This is a genomic window from Mesorhizobium sp. WSM4846, from assembly GCF_055811415.1.
In genome coordinates, this window is sequence record NZ_JBVVPZ010000047.1 from 19,015 (window position 1) to 40,873 (window position 21,859).

The following is a 21,859-nucleotide window of genomic DNA, read 5'->3' on the forward strand; positions in this document are numbered from 1 at the left end:
GTCGCAGGTTGTGTATTGCGCGCAGCCACATGGCTCAGGCGATTATGCCGTAGGCGATGCGGTTGAGTTCGTCTTCCACAAGCGTGGCACCTGCTTCCGATTGCAGGAGATCGATGGGCACTTGGTTGAGCACCCGACTTGGCTTGCGCAGCCACCGCTGCGCCTTTTCATGGTTGCCGAAACGCGATCCGCCATCGCTGAAATGCGTTCAAGTCGCAGCGCGGCCGGACTCAGTAGTTGTCAGTGTCACATTTCGTTCCTTCCGGTGCGCTAAACTGTGAAATGCAAACCGTAGATGTTGGTCTTCCAACACCATCTGACGATAAGCGTAGGCGCAATTGGTACACGCCCCTAGGGTAAGCATCAGAGTTCGGGCTTTTCAATGCGGCCGGCCTCGTCTAAAAGCCCGGTCATGACGCAGTCTCCTCGCGTGCCCGCGATTGCGATACGAATTACAAGCCCGGTGCTCCGGGCGGCCTGAGCGCCGCCGGAGCCGCCGGGAATTTTGCGCGCGGCCTCTCGCGCTTTTTCCAGATCATGATAGTTCAACGCCCGGGCTCTTTTGCCGGGCAATGCATATGGCAGACCAATGACCGATACGCCGATGACCGACACTGTTGAAACGATCGACTATTCCAAGACGCTTTATCTGCCGCAGACGGATTTTCCGATGCGCGCCGGCTTGCCCGAGAAGGAGCCGCTGCTGGTCAAGCGCTGGCAGGACATGGAGCTTTACCGCAAGCTGCGCGAAAACGCCGCCGGCCGCGAAAAATACGTGCTGCACGACGGCCCGCCCTACGCCAACGGCAGCATCCATATCGGACATGCGCTGAACAAGATCCTCAAGGACGTCATCACCCGCTCGTTCCAGATGCGCGGCTACGACTCGAACTACGTGCCCGGCTGGGATTGCCACGGCCTGCCGATCGAATGGAAGATCGAGGAGCAATACCGCGCCAAGGGCAAGAACAAGGACGAGGTGCCGGTCAACGAGTTCCGCAAGGAATGCCGCGAGTTCGCCGCACACTGGATCAAGGTGCAGGGCGGCGAGTTCCAGAGGCTCGGCGTCGTCGGCGACTTCGACAATCCCTATACGACGATGGCGTTCCATGCCGAGGCGCGCATCGCCGGCGAGCTGTTGAAATTCGCCATGTCGGGCCAACTGTATCGCGGCTCCAAGCCGGTGATGTGGAGCGTTGTCGAGCGCACCGCGCTGGCCGAGGCCGAGGTCGAGTACCAGGACTACGAGAGCGATACGATCTGGGCGAAGTTTCCGGTCGTCAGCCTCGCTCGTCAGGTCACCAACGTCGAAGATGGGCAGCCAGCCTTGGATCCGAGGCTGACGCAGACGTCACTGGACTTGCTGGAGGCCGATGTCGTTATCTGGACGACCACGCCATGGACCATCCCCGGCAACCGTGCCGTCAACTATTCGCCACGCATCAATTATGGCCTCTACGAGGTCACTGCGGCCGAGAATGCTTTCGGCCCGCAGCCTGGCGAAAGGCTGGTCTTTGCCGAAGCGCTGGCGGAAGAGGCTGCGACCAAAGCCAAGGTGACGATGGACCGCCTCCGTAGCATTTCGGCCGAAGAGCTTGGAAGCCTTACGCTTTCTCATCCCTTCAAAGGTTTGAATGGCGGCTATGAATTCGACGTCCCAATGCTCGCCGGCGAGCATGTCACCGACGAAGCCGGTACCGGTTTCGTCCACACGGCGCCGGGCCATGGCCGCGAGGATTTTGACGCCTGGATGGATGCAGCTTCGGATCTTCGCCAGCGCGGCATCGACACAGCGATCCCGTTCACCGTCGACGATGCCGGCTTCTTCACCAAGGATGCGCCAGGCTTCGGCGCGGACCGCGAGGGCGGTGCGGCGCGCGTCATCGACGACAACGGCAAGAAGGGCAATGCCAACCAGGCGGTCATCGACGAGCTGATCAAGCGCAATGCGCTGTTCGCGCGCGGGCGGCTGAAGCATTCCTATCCGCATTCGTGGCGGTCGAAGAAGCCGATCATCTTCCGCAACACGCCGCAATGGTTCGTCTTTATGGACAAGGAGCTCGGCGACGGCACGACGCTGCGCAGCCGTGCCCTGAAGGCGATCGACGACACCCGCTTCGTGCCGGCCGCCGGCCAGAACCGCATCCGCGCCATGATCGAGGAGCGCCCCGATTGGGTGCTGTCGCGCCAGCGCGCATGGGGCGTGCCGATCGCCGTCTTCGCCGATGCCGACGGCAACGTCCTGAACGACGAGGCGGTCAACCAGCGCATCATCGACGCCTTCGAAAAGGAAGGCGCGGACGCCTGGTTTGCGGCCGGCGCCAAGGAGCGTTTCCTCGGCAATCACGATGCCTCGAAATGGCAGCAGGTGATGGACATCCTCGACGTCTGGTTCGATTCCGGCTCGACCCATGTCTTCACCCTGGAGGATCGTCCGGATCTGAAATGGCCGGCCGACGTCTATCTCGAAGGTTCCGACCAGCATCGCGGCTGGTTCCACTCCTCGCTGCTCGAAAGCTGCGGCACCAGGGGCAGGGCGCCTTACGACACCGTCGTCACCCATGGGTTCACCATGGACGAGGAGGGGCGGAAAATGTCGAAGTCGCTCGGCAATACCGTCGTGCCGCAAGACGTCATCAAACAGTCGGGCGCCGATATCCTGCGGCTATGGGTGGTGACCACAGACTACTGGGAAGACCAGCGGCTCGGCAAGAACGTGCTGCAGACCAACATCGACGCCTACCGCAAGCTGCGCAACACCATCCGCTGGATGCTGGGCACGCTTGCCCATGACGATGGCGAGGACGTGCCGCTGGACAAGATGCCGGAGCTGGAGCGGCTGATGCTGCACCGGCTTTCCGAACTCGATGAAGTCGTGCGGGCGGGCTACGACGCCTTCGAGCTCAAGCGCATCACCCGCACGCTGCTCGACTTCATGGTGGTCGAGCTGTCGGCCTTCTATTTCGACATCCGCAAGGACGCGCTCTACTGCGAGGCGCCGTCCAGCGTGAAGCGCAAGGCGTCCGTGCAGGTGGTGCGCCATCTGTTCGACTGCCTGGTGAAATGGCTGGCGCCGATGCTGCCCTTCACCATGGAGGAGGCCTGGCTCGACCGTCATCCGGACGCCGTCTCGGTGCATCTCGACCAGTTTCCGCCAATCCCGGCCGACTGGAAGAACGAGGCGCTGGCGGAAAAATGGCGCAAGGTGCGGCAGGTTCGCCGCGTCATCACCGGCGCGCTGGAGATTGCGCGCGCCCAGAAGGTCATCGGCTCGTCGCTGGAAGCGGTGCCGGTCGTCACGCTCGATGATGCGGCGCTCGAAGCGGCGATATCAGATGTCGACATGGCCGAAATGGCGATCACCAGCGATCTGGTCATTGCGCATGGCAACGCGCCTTCTGGCGCCTTCACGCTGGACGACGTCAAGGGCGTCGCCGTGGTGGTCGAGAAGGCCGAGGACCGGGGTCTGCTCAAATGCGCGCGCTCATGGCGCTACACGGCCGATGTCGGGCAGGACAAGGAATTCCCCGACGTTTCGGCGCGGGACGCAGCGGTGCTGCATGAATTGAAGGCGCTTGGTCGACTTTAATGCATGTCGCCCAAAAGTGTGTAGCGGTTTTGGGACAACGACATGCACGGCTAGGATGCATGTCGCCCAAAAGTGTGTAGCGGTTTTGGGACAACGACATGCACGGCCAGGTCGCCATATCGGTGCACAAATGCCACTGCGGGCGGCTGATCGGCCTCCGCTCGTTGCCCTTAACGAGTGGTTGAGATAAACACGCGAAACTCCGGACGACAAATTGTCGCCGGATTTCCGTCGGAAGAGCATAGACGATGGGGACCGGACCTTTGGCCGGTGGCGATCGAGAGGCTGTCTAGAGTGGGACTTTTTGGCATGACCGAAAGAACTTGCGCGCGCGTTGCGCTGCTGGCGCCGCTTGTCGTATCCGGCTTGGCCCTGTCCGGCTGCATGGGCTCGCCGACCTACGGGACCGACAAGACCGCCTCCGCCCAGCTTGCCGGCGATCTCACCAGCGCTTTTTCAGTCATGCCGAAGAACAAGCAACGGATCGACTACAAGCCGCGCCCCGAACTGGTGAAGCCGGCGCCGGGACAGAAGCAACTGCCGCCGCCGCAGGACAGCGCCACGGCAAGCGCCGATTGGCCGGAATCGCCCGAGCAGCGCCGCGCTCGCCTGCGCGCCGAGGCCACGCTCAATCAGGACGATCCGTCCTATCAGGCGCAGATCGTCGATGACATCCAGACAGATCCGGTCGCGATCAAGTCTGCGATGGCGCAGTCGGCTTCCAGTCATCCGCCGGCCTGGACGCCAGCGGATTCGGACAAGGGCCGCGCCGCCGAGGTCAAGCGCCGCCTCGCCGAACAAAAGCAGGGTGACCCCAACACCCGCAAATATCTGAGCGAGCCGCCGGTGCAATATCGCGCCGCTGCCGCCACCGCGCCGGTCGACGACCTCGGCGAGGACGAATACAAGAAAGCACGCCGCCTCAAGCGGGAAGCGGCCGCCAAGAACAAGAGCGGCGGCATGTTCGATTGGCTGCCTTGGTAGGTTGCAGGTGCTACGGTTCGCGTCGCTCCCTGAAAAAATCCTTCAGAAGCAGCGCCGCTTCGCGCTCGGCCATGCCTGCATAAATGTCTGGCGCGTGGTGGCAGGTCGGTGAGGCGAAGAAGCGCACGCCGTTGACCACAGCGCCGCCCTTCTCGTCGGCGGCGCCGAAATAAAGCCGGCGCAGCCTGGCGAAGGAAATGGCGCCGGCGCACATGGCGCAGGGCTCCAGCGTCACATAGAGATCGTAGCCGGTGAGACGCTCGCTCGACAGCTTGCGGCAGGCCTCGCGGATCGCCAGCATCTCGGCATGGGCCGTAGGATCTGCAAGCTCGCGAGTGCGGTTGCCGGCACTGGCAACGATGGTATCGCCGCTAGCGATGACCGCGCCGACCGGCACTTCGCCGCGCATGGCGGCGGCTTCAGCCTCGTTCAGCGCCAGTGCCATGAAATCCGGCCGCTTCAAGCGGTTTCCATCCCTTATTATCTCCTCGCTACTCCGGCGTGATCCTGTTAACTAGCGCATGACCCTGAAAACTGGAATCGGTTTTCGGAAGGGATCATGCATCAAATCAAAGTCCTACAGCGTCCTTTGCGCGTCCGTACGGACGCGCGGCGCTGTAGTGCAAACGAGCAAAGACCACATGGACGACAAAAACAAGAAATTCCCGCGCCAAAAGGGTCCGGGCAAGACCGGCCCGAAACCGTCGGGCCCGCGTGGTCGTGATGCCGCTGCTGGCAAAGGCGGCAAGCCATCCTTCGGCGCGAAAAAACCTCACGCGCCGCGCGGTGACCGCCCAATGGCGGCTGACGGCGAGCGGCCGAAGCGCGACTTCAAGAGTGGCGATAGGCCGTTCAGCAAAGGACCACGGCCCGACGGCAAGCCCTATGAAAAGCGCGAGGGGCCGCGCAAGCCATACGCCCCGCGCGGCGACCGCCCGATGGCGGCTGACGGCGAGCGGCCGAAGCGTGACTTCAAAAGCGGCGACCGGCCGATCAGCAAGGGGCCGCGCCCTGACGGCAAGCCCTATGAGAAGCGTGAGGGGCCGCGCAAGCCATACGCCCCGCGTGGCGACCGGCCGATGGCGGCTGACGGCGAGCGGCCGAAGCGCGACTTCAAGAGTGGCGAGCGGCCGTTCAGCAAGGGGCCGCGCCCTGAAGGCAAGCCCTATGAAAAGCGCGAGGGGCCTCGAAAACCCTATGCGCCGCGCGGCGACCGGCCGGCGGCTGCCGAAGGCGAGCGCAGCGAAAGGCGCTTCGACCGTCCCAAGGGAGACTTCAGCGATCGCCCAAAACGCGACTTCGGCGATCGGCCCAAGCGCGATTTTGCCGGTGATCGGCCCCAAGGGGCATCGGGCGGCTTCAAGCCGCGCCCGCGTCCCGCCGAAGCGACGGAAGAGGCTGGTGAGCGCATTGCCAAGCGGCTGGCCCGCGCCGGTCTTGCCTCGCGTCGCGATGCCGAGGAACTGATCGCGGCCGGCCGCGTCAAGGTTAATGGAAGGGTGCTGTCCTCGCCGGCCTTCAATGTGATGCCTGGCGACATCATCCATCTCGACGGCATGGAGATCCCGCCGATCGAGCGCACCCGGCTGTTCCTGTTCCACAAGCCGGCCGGCGTCGTTACCACCAATCGTGATCCCGAGGGCCGCAAGACCGTCTTCGACGTGCTGCCGGCCGACCTGCCGCGGCTGATGACCATCGGCCGGCTCGACATCAACACCGAAGGCCTGCTGCTGCTCACCAATGACGGCGGGCTGGCGCGCGTGCTCGAACTGCCGGCGACCGGCTGGCTCAGGCGCTACCGCGTGCGCGTCCACGGCAAGGTCGAGGAAAGTGCGCTCGCCGGCTTGCGCGAAGGCATCGCCGTCGACGGCGTCTTCTATGGCGCCATCGAGGCGACGCTCGACCGTGAGCAAGGCACTAACGCCTGGCTGACGCTTGGCCTGCGCGAAGGCAAGAACCGCGAGGTCAGGAACATACTGGGCTCGCTTGGTCTCGACGTGACGCGACTGATCCGCATTTCCTACGGACCGTTCCAGCTCGACGACCTGCCCGAGGGCCATGTGCTGGAGATCAAGGGCCGGGTGCTGCGCGACCAGCTCGGCGAACGCCTGGTCGAGGAGTCCGGCGCCAATTTCGACGCTGACATCACCAAGCCGTTTTCCAACAGGCCGGTGCGGCGCGAAGCGGTGCGGGAAGAGGAACCTGAGCGGCCGAAATTCACCCGCGATGGCGAACGCCGTCCGATCGGCGAAGGCGGATTGATCAAGAACCGCAAGCGCCGCGAAGGCAGCCGCGACGAGGCGTTGGGCAAGCTGTCGACAAGTCCCGGCAGAAGCTTCGGGCCGGAAAAGAGCTTTGGTGAGCGCGGCCCTAGATCAGAACGCAGCGGGCCCGAACGCGGCGGCTTTGCCGATCGCGGCGCCAAATCTGAACGTAGCGGGCCGGGCGGCTTCGGCGGCAAACCGGGCGGCGGGAAAAAGTCCGAACGCGAGCAGCGCCCGATCGAGCCGCCGGGCCAGCGCAAGGCCAATGTCTGGATGGCGCCGGGTGCGCGGCCGATCGGCAAGGGCAGGGCGGACGCCGATGCCGCCAAGGCGGCCGAAGCCAAGGAACGCAAGGCCTCGTTCAAGCCGTCTTATGGCAAGCCCGCCAAACCCGGAGGCGCAAAGCCGTTCGGCAAGCCGCGTGGTGCCGAGGGTGGCGGTGCCAAAGGCGGCGACCGGCCGCGCAGCGGCCCCAAGGGATCCAGGGGAGGCAATGCGGATCGTCGGCGGTGAGTTTCGCGGGCGTCCGCTGGCAACGCCCCGCTCAAGCGCCATCCGCCCGACCACCGACCGCACCCGCGAGGCTGTCTTCAACGTGCTGGCGCATCGTTTCCCCGATAGGCTGGTCGGCGCGCGGGTGCTCGACCTGTTCGCCGGCACCGGCGCGTTCGGCCTCGAGGCGCTGTCGCGCGGCGCGTCTTATGGCGTCTTCATCGAAGAATCGGCGGAAGGGCGCGGCCTGATCCGCACCAATGTCGAGGCCTTCGGCCTCACCGGGCGTACCAAGATATTCCGTCGGGACGCTACGGCGCTGGGCGAGGCGGGCACGATGGCCGCGTTCGGCCTGGTGTTCGCCGATCCGCCCTATGGCAAGGGCCTGGGTGAGCCTGCCTTGCGCTCGGCCAAGGCCGGCGGCTGGCTCGTCCCCGGCGCGCTCTGCGTGGTCGAGGAGGCGGCAGCGGCGCCGTTCGAGGCAGGGCCGGGCTTTTCGGTTGTGGACGAGCGCAGCTATGGCGAGACCGTCATCCGCTTTATCGAGGTTGGATGAGTCGCGTCTTCCCTTCTCCCCTTGTGGGAGAAGGTGGCCGAGCTCTGCTCGGTCGGATGAGGGGTGTTGGAAGGATCTCTACCTTGAAGAGGCAAGTGCTTAAAATCGCTAGATATTTTTATGCCGCACTCCGTCCAGCACCCCTCATCCGTCTCGGCGCTGCGCGCCGATCCACCTTCTCCCACAAGGGGAGAAGGTTGGCGCAGCGCCTTCAAAATGACGAACAAATCAATTTGCCTGTGGCAACACCCCCGCCTATCGTCCCACCCCATGACAACCGGAGTCGTTGATGACATCTCAGGCTGACTGGCTGCGCGGAACGCTTTTTGCGCTGGCTGTCGTGATGACCGGCCCGGTTCTGGCCGACAACAAGCCGGACGACGGCAAGGTGACGAATTTCCTGCTCGACAACGGCATGGAGGTCGTTGTCATCCCCGATCGCCGCGCACCGATCGTCACTCATATGGTGTGGTACAAGATCGGCAGCGCCGATGAGCCGCCGGGCAAGTCCGGCATCGCCCATTTCTTCGAGCATCTGATGTTCAAGGCGACGACCAACCATGCGGCCGGCGCGTTCGACCGCGCCGTCTCCGCCATCGGCGGTTCGAACAACGCTTTCACCTCCTATGACTACACCGCCTTTTACGAGACGGTGGTGCCGCAGGCGCTCGAGCAGATGATGGATTTCGAGGCCGATCGCATGCGCAACCTCATCCTCAACGACGATGTCATCGCCACCGAGCGCGACGTCATCCTCGAGGAACGCCGCTCGCGCGTCGACAGCAATCCGCAGGCAGTGCTCGGCGAGGAGGTCGACGCCACGCTCTGGCAGAACCAGCCCTATCGCATTCCGGTGATCGGCTGGATGCAGGAGATGGAGAAGCTGAACCGCGCCGACGCCAAGGCTTTCTACGACAAATATTATACGCCCAACAACGCCGTGCTGGTGGTGGCCGGCGATGTCGAGCCGCAGGTGGTCAAGGCGCTGGCCGAAAAGACCTATGGCAAGATCGCGCGCGGTCCAGACCTGCCGCCGCGCATCCGTCCGGTCGAACCCGAGCAGAACACCAGGCGCACGGTGACGCTGACTGACGCGCGTGTCAGTGTGCCCAACTTTTCGACGCAATGGGTGGTTCCCTCCTATCACACTGCGAAGCCAGGCGAAGCGGAAGCGCTGGACCTGCTGGCGGAGATCCTCGGCGGCGGTAGCCGCAGCCGGCTCTACCAGCAGCTTGTCGTCAAGCAAGGCATCGCCGCCGAGGCCGGCACCTTCTTCCAGGGCACCATGCTCGATGCCACCAACTTCACCGTCTATGGGGCGCCGCGCGGCGACGCCAAGCTGGCCGATGTCCAGGCGGCGGTCGAGGTCGAGGTCGCCCGCATCGCCAAGGACGGGGTCACATCAGGCGAGCTGGAGAAGGCCAAGGATCGTTACGTGCGCTCGATGATCTTCGCCCGCGACAAGCAGGATTCGATGGCCAACATCTACGGCGCGACGCTCGCCACCGGCGGCAGCGTCAGGGACGTCGAGGAATGGCCGGGCCGCATTCGCAAGGTCACCGCCGACGAAGTCAGGGACGTTGCCGCGCGCTATCTCAATCTCAACCATTCGACATCAGGCTATCTCTTGCCGCAGACACAGGCGGGGAATTGATCTGATGAGGAACCAGCATAGCCGCGACTTCCCTTCTCCCCTTGTGGGAGAAGGTGGCCTCGCGAAGCGAGGTCGGATGAGGAGTGTTCCAGCTTGGCACCGACATCGTTCCGGCCAGCACCCCTCAACCGTCTTGGCGCTGCGCGCCAATCCACCTTCTCCCACAAGGGGAGAAGGGAGAGCCGCGCGTGTTGCCACCCCTTTAGTTACGCTGCTCCTCTCCCTCGTCTTCCTCGTCCTGCCGGCGCTTTCCGCTCGTGCGGCCATGAGCATCCAGGAGGTGACGTCGTCAAAGGGCATTACCGCCTGGCTGGTGGAGGACTATTCCGTGCCGCTGGTCGCCATCCGCTTCGTCTTCGACGGCGGCACGACGCAGGATCCCGCCGGGAAGGAAGGGCTTGCCAATCTGATGAGCGGCCTGTTCGACGAGGGCGCCGGCAATCTTGACAGCGAGGCTTTCCAGATAAAGCTGGACGACGTCGGCGCCGAGATGAGCTTCGAAGCGGCGCGCGACGGCACCTACGGCTCGATGCGCATGCTGGCCGAGCAGCGCGACGCGGCGTTCGACCTGTTGCGGCTGGCGGTTACAGAGCCGCGTTTCGACCAGGCGCCAATCGACCGCATCCGCGCGCAAGTGCTGTCCGGCATCATCGCCAACGAGCTTGACCCCGATACGCTCGCCCAGCGCAAATGGCTGGAGGCACTATACGGCACCCACCCCTATGCGCGACCCGACCAGGGCACCAGGCAAAGCATCGCCACGATTAAGCCGGCCGATCTCATCGCCTTTCACAAGGCGAACTTCGCCCGTGATGGCCTGCATGTGGCGGTGGTCGGCGCCATCGATGCCGAGACGTTGAAGAGAAAGCTCGATATTGTCTTCGGCGGCCTGCCGGAACATCAGGCGCTCGCGCCCGTCGCCGATGTCGATCCGAAACTGAACCAGCAGCTCGAGGTCAATTACGACCAGCCCCAGACGTCGCTGCAACTCGCTTATCCCGGCGTCAAGCGGAGTGCGCCGGATTTCTTCGCCGCGGTGCTGATGAACGAGATCCTCGGCGGCAGCGCCTTCACCTCGCGGCTGTTCGACGAGGTGCGCGAAAAACGCGGCCTGGCCTACAGCGCCAGCTCCGACCTGGTCGACCACCAGCACGCCAACGCCCTGGCCATCACTACGGCGACCCGCGCGGACCGGGCGGCCGAGACTTTGGCTGTCGTGCGCGAGGTGGTGAAGCGCATGGCCCAGGAAGGGCCGACCGAAGCGGAACTGGCGGCGACCAAGAAATACTTGATCGGCGCCTACGCCATCAACAATCTGAACTCCTCCGGCGCCATCGCCGCGACGCTGCTCGAGCTGCAGCTCGACAAGCTCGGCAGCGACTATATGCAGCGCCGCGCCGCCCTCATCGACGCGGTAACGCTGGATCAGGTCAAGGCGGCGGCGAAAAAGCTGCTTTCCGCCGAGCCGGCCATCATGGTCGTCGGGCCGAAGCACGGCGAGGCCAAGGAGGAATGAGCCCAAATGGGGGGCAGGGGATGAGCCCGAGCTTCGGCATCGCCTTCGGCGGCGGCGGCGCGCGCGGGCTGGCGCATATCCATGTCATCGAGGTGCTGGACGAGCTGGGTATAAGGCCGGTCGCCATATCAGGCTCATCGATCGGCGCCATCATGGGCGCCGGCATGGCTTCGGGCATGGCCGGCAGCGACATTCACGACTACATGCGCTCGATCCTTGGCCGCCGCGCCGAGGTGGCGGCGCGCATGTGGCGGGCGCGGCCAGGCACCTTTGCCGAGGCGCTGCAGGGCGGGCTGGGTGTCACCCAGTTCAATGTCGAGCGCATCCTCAAGGCATTCATGCCCGACGCCATACCCGAAAGCTTCGCCGATCTGAAAATACCGTTGAAGGTGACGGCAACGGATTTCTTCGGCCATAAGCTCGCCGTGCTGCGCGACGGCGACCTGCATTCAGCGCTTGCCGCCTCTGCGGCTATTCCCGCGGTATTCCGACCGGTGATGCGCGACGGCAGGCTGCTGATCGACGGCGGCATCTACAATCCGGTGCCGTTCGACCTCATCGAGGACGACGCCGACATCATCATCGCCGTCGACGTCGTCGGCGCGCCGGCCAAAGGCGGGCGCAAATACCCGACCTCCGTCGACCTGATGTTCGGCGCCACGCAATTGATGATGCAGTCGATCATCGCCGCCAAGCTGAGGCAATGCCAGCCGGACATACTGGTCAGGCCGGCGGTGTCGAAATACCGCGTGCTCGATTTCATGAAGATCGACGCCTTGATGGCCGAAACGGCTGATATCAAAGACGAGCTGAAGCGAGAGATCGAGAAGGCGGTGGAGGCGCGGGCCAAGGTCGACACGAGCAAGCGCCCCAAGCAGATTGGGGGCGTGGCGCGAAAAGTTTGACGCCTGGTGGCCTGAGCGCAGGCGCTGAACATTTGAAACATCTGCACTGCGACAGGCACCCAGAAGACTTTCCGCGGTATTCCGCCGGACCTGAACCGTTTGGCTGATCGCTTCCCGGTCGAGCACTGGACCCGGCCAAGCCGGAACTGATCAAGACGATCCGCGGCCTTGGAAACCTGTATCCAAGGCGGTGAACGAGTGCGGCTCAGGGACCGGGCTGCCCCGCGGGTGGAACGATCTGCATGATTAGGCGCATGAGATCGGCTTGGCGGGAGACGCCGGTCTTCTGGAAGATATTGTCGAGATGCGTCTTGGCGGTCGCGTTGGCAATGTGAAGGCTAGCGGCGGTCTCGGCCAAGGTGTGCCCGGCCACAAGGCTGGCGAGCACGCGGGTTTCGGCCAGCGTAAGCCCAAAGGCTCTCGCCAGCATTCCAGCGGCGTCATGCTCGTCCGGTGCATTGCCGATGAACACCGCGGCTACCGCCGCGGGTTCCATGCCGGCGCGCAGGTCGCCGCCGGCCATCGGCAGCACGCGGGCGAAGACCGGCGGCAGGCCGGATTCGCTAAGGAGTACGGCAAGTCCTGTCTTGCCGATGCAGGCCTCATCCTGAGCCGCAAGCATGATGGCGCTGTGAAGCTCCTTGGAAGCCAACGGGATCTTTGCTTGCAGAATGCCCCGGACATCCTGGATCGGGCCGCCGCTGCGCAGCATGTGCTTGGCCGAGCGGTTGGCGTGTAGGACGGCGCCACGTTCATTGGTGAGGACCACGGCGCATGTGAGCGCATCGAGCGCCTCGGCCATTCCTGCGCGCTCGACAGTGCCGATGTCCAGCATGTTGCTGATTATCACTGAACGGCGCACATGCGGCAGCAACAGTCTGCCAAGCTTGATTTCGCGCTCGGTGATAATGCCTTGCCGCTTGTGTCGGGCAACGGCGAAGCCGGCAAGGCGGGTAGGGGTGTGGATCAGGAAGAACGACATGACGTCGACCAGGCCTTGCGGCTTCAGGCATTCCTGAAAATACCGGGAGGTCTCCAGGTAGGTTTGAGGGATATGGCGTGAGACCACATGCGGCATATCGAGCGAAGGCCATGTCGAGAGATCCTCGAGCAGCCGGGCGTGGATCTCGGGGATATATTTCGCCTGTTGCTCCAGCCAGTATGGCTCTATTCCGACGGTCCTGTAGATCAGCAGCCGGTCGTTGGCGAGGTCGTCAAGCTGCAGGACCGCAGTCTGGGCGTCGAGCGCATCCCTGATTCCGGCAAGCGCGTGCTCCCATCGCTCCGGGTCGAGTGCGCAATCGTAGATCGAGCCGATCAGCTTCGACAGCTCATAATGCGACAATGCCTTCGCCATCGACGGCCCCTCGCATGTCGACAGCGCGTCCGATGCAGGCGGAAAGCCGCGCCCTCTCACAGGTGCTCTCGCTTCTCCAACTTTAGCGATCGCTTAAATTCCGATTATCTCCCCCAAACAGGGGATGCGCAAGCACCCGGGCGGTGAAATACTCGCGCCCCAGAAGATAAGGTCACACTTAACTGTGACAACCAGTGGGGTTCAGCGCGTTCCTGGCTAGCGGACCTTCGCCACTGTGATTCAGCCGGGGGGACTAATCAAGAATTCTGCCTGCGTGCGCCGACTATCACGGCGCGCGACCGCCTATTGCTGAAACTTAAGCCGGGTTCGACCCGGAAAATTCGGGATGGAGCAGCATTATGTACAGATACATTGCAGCACTTTGCATGGCGGCGATGCCCGCGCATGCCGGCGAGCTTGGGGCCATGAAGGCTGAAAGCATCGATCTCGCCGGCTTCCTTGGTGTCGTCTATTATACGCCTCAGGAGGACGGCTATCGGGTGGTCACCACAATCGCGCAGGGCGAAGCTGGCTTGCCCGTGCGTTTCGTGGCAACACTGACCGAGAACCAGATAGTCGCGGTCTCCGTGCCGGGCAAGCTGGGAGAGTCGGACCAGATCATCGAGATATCGCGCGTCGGCGGCAAGCTCGTCGTCAGCCCGCATCCGATAGACGGGATCGTGGTTTCTTCTCCGAAGGCCGCCGTTGATTGATGACCGCCGTCGAATGATCCAAGGTCGAGTGATCCGGGGGCATGCGCGTTGCGGCGCTGCTGGATGAGCCTGCAACGTGGGCGACAGACGATGTCCCTGTGGCTCGTCCTCCCGTCTGTCGTCATCTTTACCGTTGGCGCCGGCTTCGGCGCGCCTTCGCAAGCTGAACTGGCCACAGGTAAGTTCTACGAAATTGTCGGCGGCAAGGTCGATGCGCGAACCTATAACGGCTTCCGTCGCTACCATGGCAGCTGCAATCACTGCCATGGCCCCGACGGCATGGGCTCGACCTTCGCCTCGGCCCTTGTCGACCGACTGCCCGACCTCGAGGTCTTCCGGCGCAATGTTCGCGACGGCGTGCGCAGCGGCGCTTCGGTGATGAAGGGCTTCGCCGACGATCCCAACGTCGCTCCTTACATCGACGACATCTACGCCTATTTGCAGGCCCGCGCCGACGGTGCGCTTGGCCGGGGTCGGCCTGAGAGGCTTGAAAATTAATGCATGTCGCGCAAAAGTGTGCAGCGGTTTTGCGATAACGACATGCATAGAACAACAACCTAAAGCGCGTCGCTTGAGCCGGTCGAACGCGACGCGCTTTAGTGCCATTGCCTGCCGACCGCAGGCGCTTCACCAAAGGACAGCGAGACGGTCGTCGCCGAGCGCCACATGCGTGCCGAAAAATGAGCACTCGCGCTCAAGCATGGCTGCGAGCCAGGCGGCATCTTCGCGCAGGGCGCGGTTTAGCCGGAATCGGGCGAGTTGGAACGGCACCAGCTCGAGCGAAACAAGCGTACCGTCCGGTATGGCGAGCCGCGGCAGGTACATCAGCGCAAGCTCACCACGAAAGCTTTCGTTGCCGGTGATTCCCTCGTAGTCGGTGAGGAAGTCGCCGCATCCGTAGAGGATCAGCCGGCCGTGATGGATTTCGATCGGCTTGGGATGGTGGGAGGAGTGCCCATGCACGACATCGAAACCTGCAACATCGATGAGAGCATGGGCAAGCGCGCGTTCTTCCGCCGGGACTTGGTAGCCCCAGTTGCCGCCCCAGTGGATCGAGGCCACCGCGAGGTCGCCAGGCTGTTTTATGGCCTGCACGGATCGGGCGATCTGCTTGAGCGAACGGGCCGAGACATCCGCCAGCAAATTGACGCCTGGCTTATAAGCTCCGGCTGCCCATGAAGCTGGAACGCCGCTCGACTCCAGCGCGAAGCCGAAGACCAGCACGCGGCCCCCGCCGGCCAGCTCGATGACGGCAGGCGCCGCCGCCTCGTCCGCGTCAAGCCCGGCCCCGGCAGAGGCGAGGCCGGCAAGCCGCAGCGTATCGAGGGTCTCGACGAGACCAGGCGCATCCCAGTCGAGCACATGGTTGTTGGCGAGCACGCAGCAGTCTATCCGTGCCGCCGCCAGGCAGCCGATGTTTGCCGGGTTCATCTTGTAATTGATCCCCTTCGGCGCCAGGGACAGGCTGGTGGTGATGCTGGTCTCGAGATTGACGATCCGTGCATCGGGCGCTTCACGATCCAATTCGCTAAGCGCATCGCCCCAGACATACGCCTCGTCGACCTTTCTCGGGATCGGGCCATTGACGCGTTCGGCAAGCTCGACATAGGTCGTCGCCGATTTGACAAAGCGCTCGCCAAGGTGCGGATCGCCGGGACTGGCGAGGACCTGGTCGATGCCGCGCCCGAGCATCACGTCGCCGCACAGGAACAGCTTTGCGCTGCTTCGGACGGACCGTTCAGATCCTGCGGCGGCGTTGTTCGCGATCTGCGGCATCGCTCTCGAATCTCCTGCGTGCCAACACCCGGTGACCCCAAGGGGTTCCCAGCCAATTTGCGCGGATCGCATCGCGCGCCGCGAGATCAACCTGTTCGTCGACCACAGCCAGATCGTGCAGCTCAAGGCGCATCGCTCCGGCATCTGGGGAACCAAGAGCACCTGGGGGCGGGGGCAAAATGTTGGTGAGGGGGCTGAGCGACCGCGAATGGCAATCACCCCAGGTTTGCGCTGCCCCTCATCGCCCTGCCGGGCACTTCTCCCAGTATAGCCGAGGCTTTCGCTCTACGATGTACCCCCACCCCTAACCCTCCCCACAAGGGGGAGGGAGACTTCTGCTGGCGCTGACCTCGGCAAATTGCCTGTCTTTCCAAAGGGAAGTGAGGGCGCGCGGCGCGTTCCCTCCCCCTTGTGGGGAGGGTTAGGGTGGGGGTCCATCTTGCAAGAATCCCTGTTGGAGCGCGGCTTCATTCCAGCTTGACGCTCTCAGCCCCACTTCATCTCGCTGGTGGCGACCTTGGAGCCGATGTCGAGCGCGACGCCCATGCCGAGGCCGGGGAAGCGGGCCTCGATGGCGCCCTTGAGCGCGGCCGCGTCCTTGGCCTTGGCCAGTTCTTCCTCGAAGGCGATGAGATAGGTTTTGGTGTGCTCGACGCCCGAAAGGTCGGTGGCGGCCTGCGCCGTCATGTGGCCGGGCACGACGATTTCAGGCTTGGCGGCAGCGATCTTTTCGAGATTGGCGAGCCAGGCGGCGCGTTGTTTCCTGGTCGGCGTGTCGGCGGTCCAGACATGCACGCCGGAAAAAATCATCACCCCGCCGAACACCGCATTCAGCGAGGGCACCGAGAGATAGCGCCGGTTGGCGAGGCCTTCCGCGTCGACGATCTCGACCGTCTCGCCATCGACGGTGAGCGTCTTGCCGTCGGATATCTCGGGGATGACGACATCGGCGAGCACCTGCGGGCCATTCTCCTTGAGCTGGGGCCCCCAGACGGCGATTTTCTTGTCGACGCTGCTATTGATGGCGGCCACCGTCTCGGCAGCGGCGATCACCCGCGCCTGCGGAAAAACCTGCTTGATCGGCTTGAGGCCGAAATAATAGTCCGGGTCCGACTGGCTGACGTAGATGGTGGTCAGCGTCTTGCCCGTCGCCTTGATCGCCTCGGCCACGGCGCGGCCGTCGGAATAGGTGAAGCCGCCGTCGATCAGCAGTGCCTCGGAGGCGCCGGTGATCAGCACCGGGGCGCGAAAGAAGCCGTTTTCGCCGGCCGCATGGCCAAGCCCGTCGGGAGCGAAGACGGCAGCGGCGCCGGCGGCGAGGGTGGTTTTCATGATGGCTCTCCGTGTGAACATGACTGTCTCCTGGGGCTTGAGAATGCCGAATTCGGGCGAGCGCATCTCCCGCGCAGCCTCGGTCTCAGGAAGATGGCAAAAGCGGAATGCGTATTGAAGGCCAACAAAATAGACGTAATGTATGTCGTTGCCTGACAATGAGCCAGCGATGAGCCACGCATGAACCTGAACCGGCTGGCCTATTTCGCCGCGGTGGTCGACGCCGGCTCCTTCACGCGGGCTGCCGAGCGGCTGGGCATCACCAAGGCGGTCGTCAGTCAGCAGGTGGCGCGGCTGGAGCGCGACTTGGGAATGACGCTGCTGATTCGCACGACGCGGCGCGTCGATCCGACCGAGGCCGGCCGGACATTCCATGCGCGCTGCCTAAAAATCCTGCAGCAGGCCGAGGACGCTTTCGACGAGCTCGCGCAGGCTGCGGCCGAGCCGACCGGCACGCTGCGCATCGCGGCGCCCAACGACTACGGCACCTCGGCGGTGGTGCCGGTAGTCGCCGCCTTCAGCGCTCGCTATCCCACCTGCCGGGTGGAGCTGACGCTGGGCGACGACACTATCGACCTGGCGTCCGGTGGAATGGACGTGGCGATCCGCGTCGGCTGGCTGGCCGATTCCAGCCTGCAGGCACGACGCATCGGCACATTTAGGCAATTTATGGTCTGCGGCGCCGAGTTCGCCGGGCGCTTCCAGGCCGGCGAACCGCAAGACCTAGCCGGGCTGCCCTTCGTCGCCAACATGGCGCTGCGCGAGCCGCTGCTGTGGCAATTTTCGCGCGGCGACGACGAGCGAACCGTGCGCATGCAGGCAACGATCGCCATCGACGCAACGCCGGCAGTGCTGGCGGCCGTGCGCACTGGCGCCGGCCTGTCGGTGCTGCCGGATTTTTTGGTGCGGGATGAGCTGGCCGCAGGGCGGCTCGTCCACATCCTGCCCGAGTGGCAGCTGCCCTCCGGAGGCATCTACACAGTCTACCCAGGCCGCGCGGTTCCGCCCGCCCAAAGTGACGAGGTTTGTCGAGATGCTGGTCACGGCTGAGCAGGAGACGGGGCCAGGCGGGCAGGGGCGCCGAGGCTGAAGCTGCCGATCTCCCTCCTTGTGGGGGTTGAGGAGTGGTCCGCGCAGCGGACGGAAAGTCAATTGCTTGGCTTTCCGAACGACGAAAGCCGGCAGGCCAGAGGGGGTCGTCTAACGTAATGCGCCAACCTCCACTGTCGCAAGAGAGGAGGCCGCGCCCGGTCGAACCGCCCCCCTCTGCCCTGCCGGGCATCTCCCCCTCAAGGGCCCTCAAGGGGGGAGATTGGCTGTCATCGGCGCCTTCGCCAATCACCAGCGTTGCACGATGAGCGCCAAGGCTCGACTGCCGATCTCCCTCTTGTTGGAGGAGATGGCCATCGCGGGCAAACAAGCACCGACCGCCCACCACCGCTTCGCGCTTCTCGTGCCGGTTGGAATTGGCGCCGGGCGGCAGGTCGACTGAGAACGACGCTGCCGGGCTCTAGCTTTTATCCTTTCACCCGGCAGCGTCTCGGAGTATAATTAGTATTCGCTAAAATAAATGTTTGAAAACGGAAAACCTTCCGTCTTTGGGCGGGGGAACCTATGGGAGGCTCGCATGCTTAGCGGTTTCGGCAAGGCCTGCGCGGTAATCCTTTTTTCAGGGAACTGCGCTTTCGCCCAATCGGATTTGATAGAACCAGAGGCTGGAACGTGGAAGACGTGGGTAATCACGTCTGGCGAGGACTTCCGAGTCCCGCCGCCGCCTGACGCCTCCGCCGCAGCAGCCGAATTGGCACAGATGCGGGAACTCTTGGCGCAAAAGGATCCGGCTGCCGCCGACAAAATCACATTCTGGGACGCCGGCTCGCCTGGGTACCGATGGATCGATCTGGTCAACAATCGCCTTCTCGAAAACCAGCAGATTCCAAATGCGCACCGCGTCTACTCCTATTTGACGATGGCGATGTACGACGCCACCATTGCTGCCTGGGACGTGAAATACTTCTACAATCGGCCGCGCCCGAGCGAGGCGGATGCGACACTGGCGACTGCGCTGCCGCTGCCGCGGAGTCCCTCCTATCCATCCGAGCATGCCGCAGCCGCCGGAGCTGCCGCGACCGTTCTTTCTTATTTCTTTCCCGAAGAGACATCGTCGTTCAAGGCAATGGCCGAAGAAGCGGCACAGTCGCGTGTCCTTGCCGGTGTCCAGTTCCCAAGCGATTCCTCCGCCGGCCTGGAGTTGGGGCGCAGGGTCGCAGAGCAGGTGATTGCGCGGGCAAAGGCCGATGGCTCCGATGCAGCGTGGAGCGGCACTGTTCCGACCGGGCCGTGCATGTGGGTCGGGAACAAACCCGCCAATGTAACCATGCCAAACTGGAAGCCGATCGTGCTGGCGGCACCCGATGAATTCAGGCCGCCGGCGCCGCCCGACTGCCAGTCCCCGGCCGTAAAGGCCGAGATGGATGCAATCCGACAGTTTGAACGAAAATTCCCTAACAGCTACAAAGCGTTCTACTGGCAAAGCCCATCCGGCCTGTTCACCGACTGGTATGACTATGCCAGCAAGTGGATGTTCGAGGACAAGACGGATACGAACCCGCCGCGTGCCGCGCGGGCTTACGCGATGCTCGCAACGGTCTATTACGACGCCTTTATTGCAAGCAACGACGGGAAGTACGCCTATTGGTATCTGCGGCCCAACATGCTTGACGCGAGCATCACTCCCCTGCTCGCGGTGCCAGCTCATCCCAGTTATCCGTCGAACCACTCCACGCTCTCGACTGCCCGATGCGAGGTCCTGGCGTACCTGTTTCCCGGCCATGCGGAGTTCATCCGCGCGGTTGGCAAAGAGGCGGGTGATTCCCGCGTCTGGGCAGGCATCCACTATGAAATGGACAACCGGGCCGGCGCCGCGCTCGGTAAAGCGGTCGCGGGGAAATTTATCGAGCGGGCAAAAACCGACGGGGCGGACTAGCGGAAGGAAGGAGGCCCTCTTTTGATGCCATGGGTGCTATTCGCAAATGGTCGAGACGGCAGTTGGCCGAGACCCGCGAGTTGGTCGCCGGCTTCTGGCTCTGGGAATTTAAGGACCTGGACGAGGCGGTCGCGTGGGTGAAGCGCCGCCCCAATCCCATGCCGGGACCGAGCAAGATCGAAATTCGGCCGCTGTACGGATGGCCGATTTGCAATCACTCTGACGCCGGAGGTCACGGAAATCCATGACCGGACGCGCGAAAAGCTCAGCCGCATTGGAAAGGGAGGACCGAACATGGCTTCTGTCGCGCGGGTCGCCACATAGACGACCAGCACGAAGTGCTGTGGTGCGCTGCAAGTATGGATTTTCAGAGAGCTGCAGCGAGCGTTTCCAGTAGATTTGTGCGGTGTGCGGACATATCCTGCAACTTTAGGAACGAATGCGGGAGGACCGTCATGCCAAAGAAGGACGTAAGCTTTTCTCGACGCACATTTCTCGGCGGCAGCGCCCTGGCGCTTGCCAGCGGCACGATTTCGATGCCGTTCGTGCGGACCGCGCGCGCCCAGGCGGCGACTTTCAAGGCCGGCGTCATCACGTCTCTGTCGGGCGAGAATATTTCGGGCGGCAATTTGACCAAGAACGGTTACGATCTCTGGGCCGAAGCGGCCAACGAGAAGGGCGGCGTCGAGGTCGGCGGCGAGCGTTTCATGGTCGAGATGTTCTATGGCGACGACCAGAGCAATCCGGCCACCGGCGCTGACGCCGCAGAACGGCTGATCGTGCAGAACGAGGTCGATTTCCTGCTCGGCCCCTACACCAGTGGCTCGACAATCGCCGTTCAGCCGATCTGCCAGAAATATCAGGTGCCGATGATTTCGGGCTCGGCCGAGTCACCCAATGTCTGGTTGGCCAAGCCCGAATTCAATTTCGGCATCATCCCTTCCGTCGACACGACATCCGGCCAGTCGCTGGGCGTGCTGGCGGCGCTGTCAAACCCGAAGGCGAAGACGATCGCGGTGATCGGCGTCAACGAACCCTTTTCGAAGGAGACCGGCGAAGGCTTCCAGCGCGGCGCCAAGGAAGCGGGGCTCGAAGTCGTCGCCTACGAGCTCGTTCCGGCTTCCGGCGATCTCACCCCCGTAATGTCTAAGATCGCCGCCCTCAACCCTGACATTGTCGCGGTGGGCGGGCATGAAGAGCCGCTGATAAATGTGATTAAGACGTCGAAATCGCTGAATTATCGGCCGAAGGCCTTGATCATGCATTACGGCGTGACCAATCCGGCCTTCGCCGAAGCGCTCGGCGCCGATGCGAACGGCACCTCAGGTGTCGCCGTATGGCTGCCTACGGTGCCCTACAAGGACGACCTGTTCGGCACCGCACAGGACTATGTCGCGCGGGCCCAGGCAAAGTTCGGCCATGAGCCCGACTACACGGAAGCCGCCTGCTCGGCCAGCGGCCTCGTCTTCGCCGACGCCGCCAAGCGACTGGGCAAGAAGCCTTCGCTCACCCCCGAGGACCGCGTCGCCCTCAAGGACGCCATCGCCGACACCGACATCACGACTTTCTACGGACCGATCAAGTTCGAGAAGGAAGGCGACCACTATCACGACAACATCCAGCCGGTGCCAGTCATGATCCAGATCCAGGATGGAAAGACCGTCGCTGTCGGCCCGAAGGAAGCGGCCGCGGCCGAGTTCATCTACCCGTTGCCGGCCTGGAAATAATCGCGATT

The 21,859-nt window shown here is 63.6% G+C and carries 18 protein-coding genes and 2 pseudogenes; 14 read left to right on the top strand and 6 right to left on the bottom strand.

All coding sequences use genetic code 11. The features are described 5' to 3' along the window. Positions 1-34: 34 nt before the first annotated feature. Both AC0L15_RS27945 and AC0L15_RS27950 read right to left on the bottom strand, forming a co-directional pair. Positions 35-169 (bottom strand): annotated as a pseudogene (locus tag AC0L15_RS27945) (antitoxin Xre/MbcA/ParS toxin-binding domain-containing protein); the annotation flags it as partial. Positions 170-363: 194 nt separating this feature from the next. Then, on the bottom strand, positions 364-549 hold the full coding sequence (locus tag AC0L15_RS27950; protein ID WP_287249780.1) for a hypothetical protein: 186 nt from the start codon (positions 547-549) through the stop codon (positions 364-366). 55 nt (positions 550-604) lie between these two features. Between AC0L15_RS27950 and ileS the strand changes: the two genes are divergently transcribed. Next, the gene (ileS, locus tag AC0L15_RS27955; protein WP_473497722.1) at positions 605-3,589 is read left to right on the top strand and encodes an isoleucine--tRNA ligase; all 2,985 of its coding nucleotides are present in this window, start codon (positions 605-607) and stop codon (positions 3,587-3,589) included. A 309-nt stretch (positions 3,590-3,898) separates the two neighbouring features. Further along, on the top strand, positions 3,899-4,573 hold the full coding sequence (locus AC0L15_RS27960) for a hypothetical protein (RefSeq protein ID WP_128248352.1): 675 nt from the start codon (positions 3,899-3,901) through the stop codon (positions 4,571-4,573). 10 nt (positions 4,574-4,583) lie between these two features. On the opposite strand, the gene AC0L15_RS27965 is transcribed toward AC0L15_RS27960, so the two are convergent. Continuing rightward, the gene (locus AC0L15_RS27965; protein WP_128248353.1) at positions 4,584-5,036 is read right to left on the bottom strand and encodes a nucleoside deaminase; all 453 of its coding nucleotides are present in this window, start codon (positions 5,034-5,036) and stop codon (positions 4,584-4,586) included. A 178-nt stretch (positions 5,037-5,214) separates the two neighbouring features. Here AC0L15_RS27965 and AC0L15_RS27970 point away from each other — a divergent pair, with 178 nt between their 5' ends. The 5 genes from AC0L15_RS27970 to AC0L15_RS27990 all read left to right on the top strand — a co-directional run bounded on the left by AC0L15_RS27970 (position 5,215) and on the right by AC0L15_RS27990 (position 11,960). Then, complete coding sequence (locus AC0L15_RS27970; protein WP_473497725.1) at positions 5,215-7,350, top strand: pseudouridine synthase; 2,136 nt, start codon at positions 5,215-5,217, stop codon at positions 7,348-7,350. Then, complete coding sequence (rsmD, locus tag AC0L15_RS27975) at positions 7,331-7,885, top strand: 16S rRNA (guanine(966)-N(2))-methyltransferase RsmD (protein WP_287249772.1); 555 nt, start codon at positions 7,331-7,333, stop codon at positions 7,883-7,885. The genes AC0L15_RS27970 and rsmD overlap by 20 nt, the downstream gene beginning before the upstream one ends. A 289-nt stretch (positions 7,886-8,174) precedes the next feature. Beyond that, positions 8,175-9,539, top strand: coding sequence for a M16 family metallopeptidase (locus AC0L15_RS27980; protein ID WP_473497727.1), 1,365 nt, complete (start codon positions 8,175-8,177; stop codon positions 9,537-9,539). 265 nt (positions 9,540-9,804) lie between these two features. Then, positions 9,805-11,055: a M16 family metallopeptidase gene (locus AC0L15_RS27985; protein ID WP_473497729.1), complete on the top strand. Its 1,251-nt coding sequence runs from the start codon at positions 9,805-9,807 to the stop codon at positions 11,053-11,055. A 20-nt stretch (positions 11,056-11,075) separates the two neighbouring features. Beyond that, on the top strand, positions 11,076-11,960 hold the full coding sequence (locus AC0L15_RS27990; protein ID WP_287249766.1) for a patatin-like phospholipase family protein: 885 nt from the start codon (positions 11,076-11,078) through the stop codon (positions 11,958-11,960). A 205-nt stretch (positions 11,961-12,165) separates the two neighbouring features. Here AC0L15_RS27990 and AC0L15_RS27995 read toward each other — a convergent pair whose 3' ends face one another. After that, positions 12,166-13,317: a helix-turn-helix transcriptional regulator gene (locus AC0L15_RS27995; protein WP_287249763.1), complete on the bottom strand. Its 1,152-nt coding sequence runs from the start codon at positions 13,315-13,317 to the stop codon at positions 12,166-12,168. A gap of 359 nt (positions 13,318-13,676) precedes the next feature. On the opposite strand from AC0L15_RS27995, the gene AC0L15_RS28000 reads away from it, so the two are divergent. Then, positions 13,677-14,030: a hypothetical protein gene (locus tag AC0L15_RS28000; RefSeq protein ID WP_287249760.1), complete on the top strand. Its 354-nt coding sequence runs from the start codon at positions 13,677-13,679 to the stop codon at positions 14,028-14,030. 90 nt (positions 14,031-14,120) lie between these two features. After that, on the top strand, positions 14,121-14,528 hold the full coding sequence (locus AC0L15_RS28005) for a c-type cytochrome (RefSeq protein ID WP_287249758.1): 408 nt from the start codon (positions 14,121-14,123) through the stop codon (positions 14,526-14,528). A 129-nt stretch (positions 14,529-14,657) separates the two neighbouring features. On the opposite strand, the gene AC0L15_RS28010 is transcribed toward AC0L15_RS28005, so the two are convergent. Continuing rightward, positions 14,658-15,806, bottom strand: a complete 1,149-nt coding sequence (locus AC0L15_RS28010) for a CapA family protein (RefSeq protein ID WP_473497732.1) — start codon at positions 15,804-15,806, stop codon at positions 14,658-14,660. Positions 15,807-16,292: 486 nt separating this feature from the next. Continuing rightward, positions 16,293-17,159: an MBL fold metallo-hydrolase gene (locus tag AC0L15_RS28015; RefSeq protein WP_473497733.1), complete on the bottom strand. Its 867-nt coding sequence runs from the start codon at positions 17,157-17,159 to the stop codon at positions 16,293-16,295. A gap of 159 nt (positions 17,160-17,318) precedes the next feature. On the opposite strand from AC0L15_RS28015, the pseudogene AC0L15_RS28020 reads away from it, so the two are divergent. The 5 genes and pseudogenes from AC0L15_RS28020 (at position 17,319) to AC0L15_RS28040 (ending at position 21,851) form a co-directional block, all read left to right on the top strand. Continuing rightward, a pseudogene (locus AC0L15_RS28020) lies at positions 17,319-18,228 on the top strand (LysR family transcriptional regulator). Between the two features lie 222 nt (positions 18,229-18,450). After that, positions 18,451-18,630, top strand: coding sequence for a hypothetical protein (locus AC0L15_RS28025; protein ID WP_287249751.1), 180 nt, complete (start codon positions 18,451-18,453; stop codon positions 18,628-18,630). 135 nt (positions 18,631-18,765) lie between these two features. Next, positions 18,766-20,124, top strand: coding sequence for a phosphatase PAP2 family protein (locus tag AC0L15_RS28030; RefSeq protein ID WP_473497735.1), 1,359 nt, complete (start codon positions 18,766-18,768; stop codon positions 20,122-20,124). Between the two features lie 62 nt (positions 20,125-20,186). After that, entirely contained in the window at positions 20,187-20,372 is a 186-nt protein-coding gene (locus AC0L15_RS28035) for a YciI family protein (protein ID WP_036264426.1), read from the top strand. 207 nt (positions 20,373-20,579) lie between these two features. Then, complete coding sequence (locus tag AC0L15_RS28040; RefSeq protein WP_128188196.1) at positions 20,580-21,851, top strand: amino acid ABC transporter substrate-binding protein; 1,272 nt, start codon at positions 20,580-20,582, stop codon at positions 21,849-21,851. Positions 21,852-21,859: the final 8 nt, after the last annotated feature.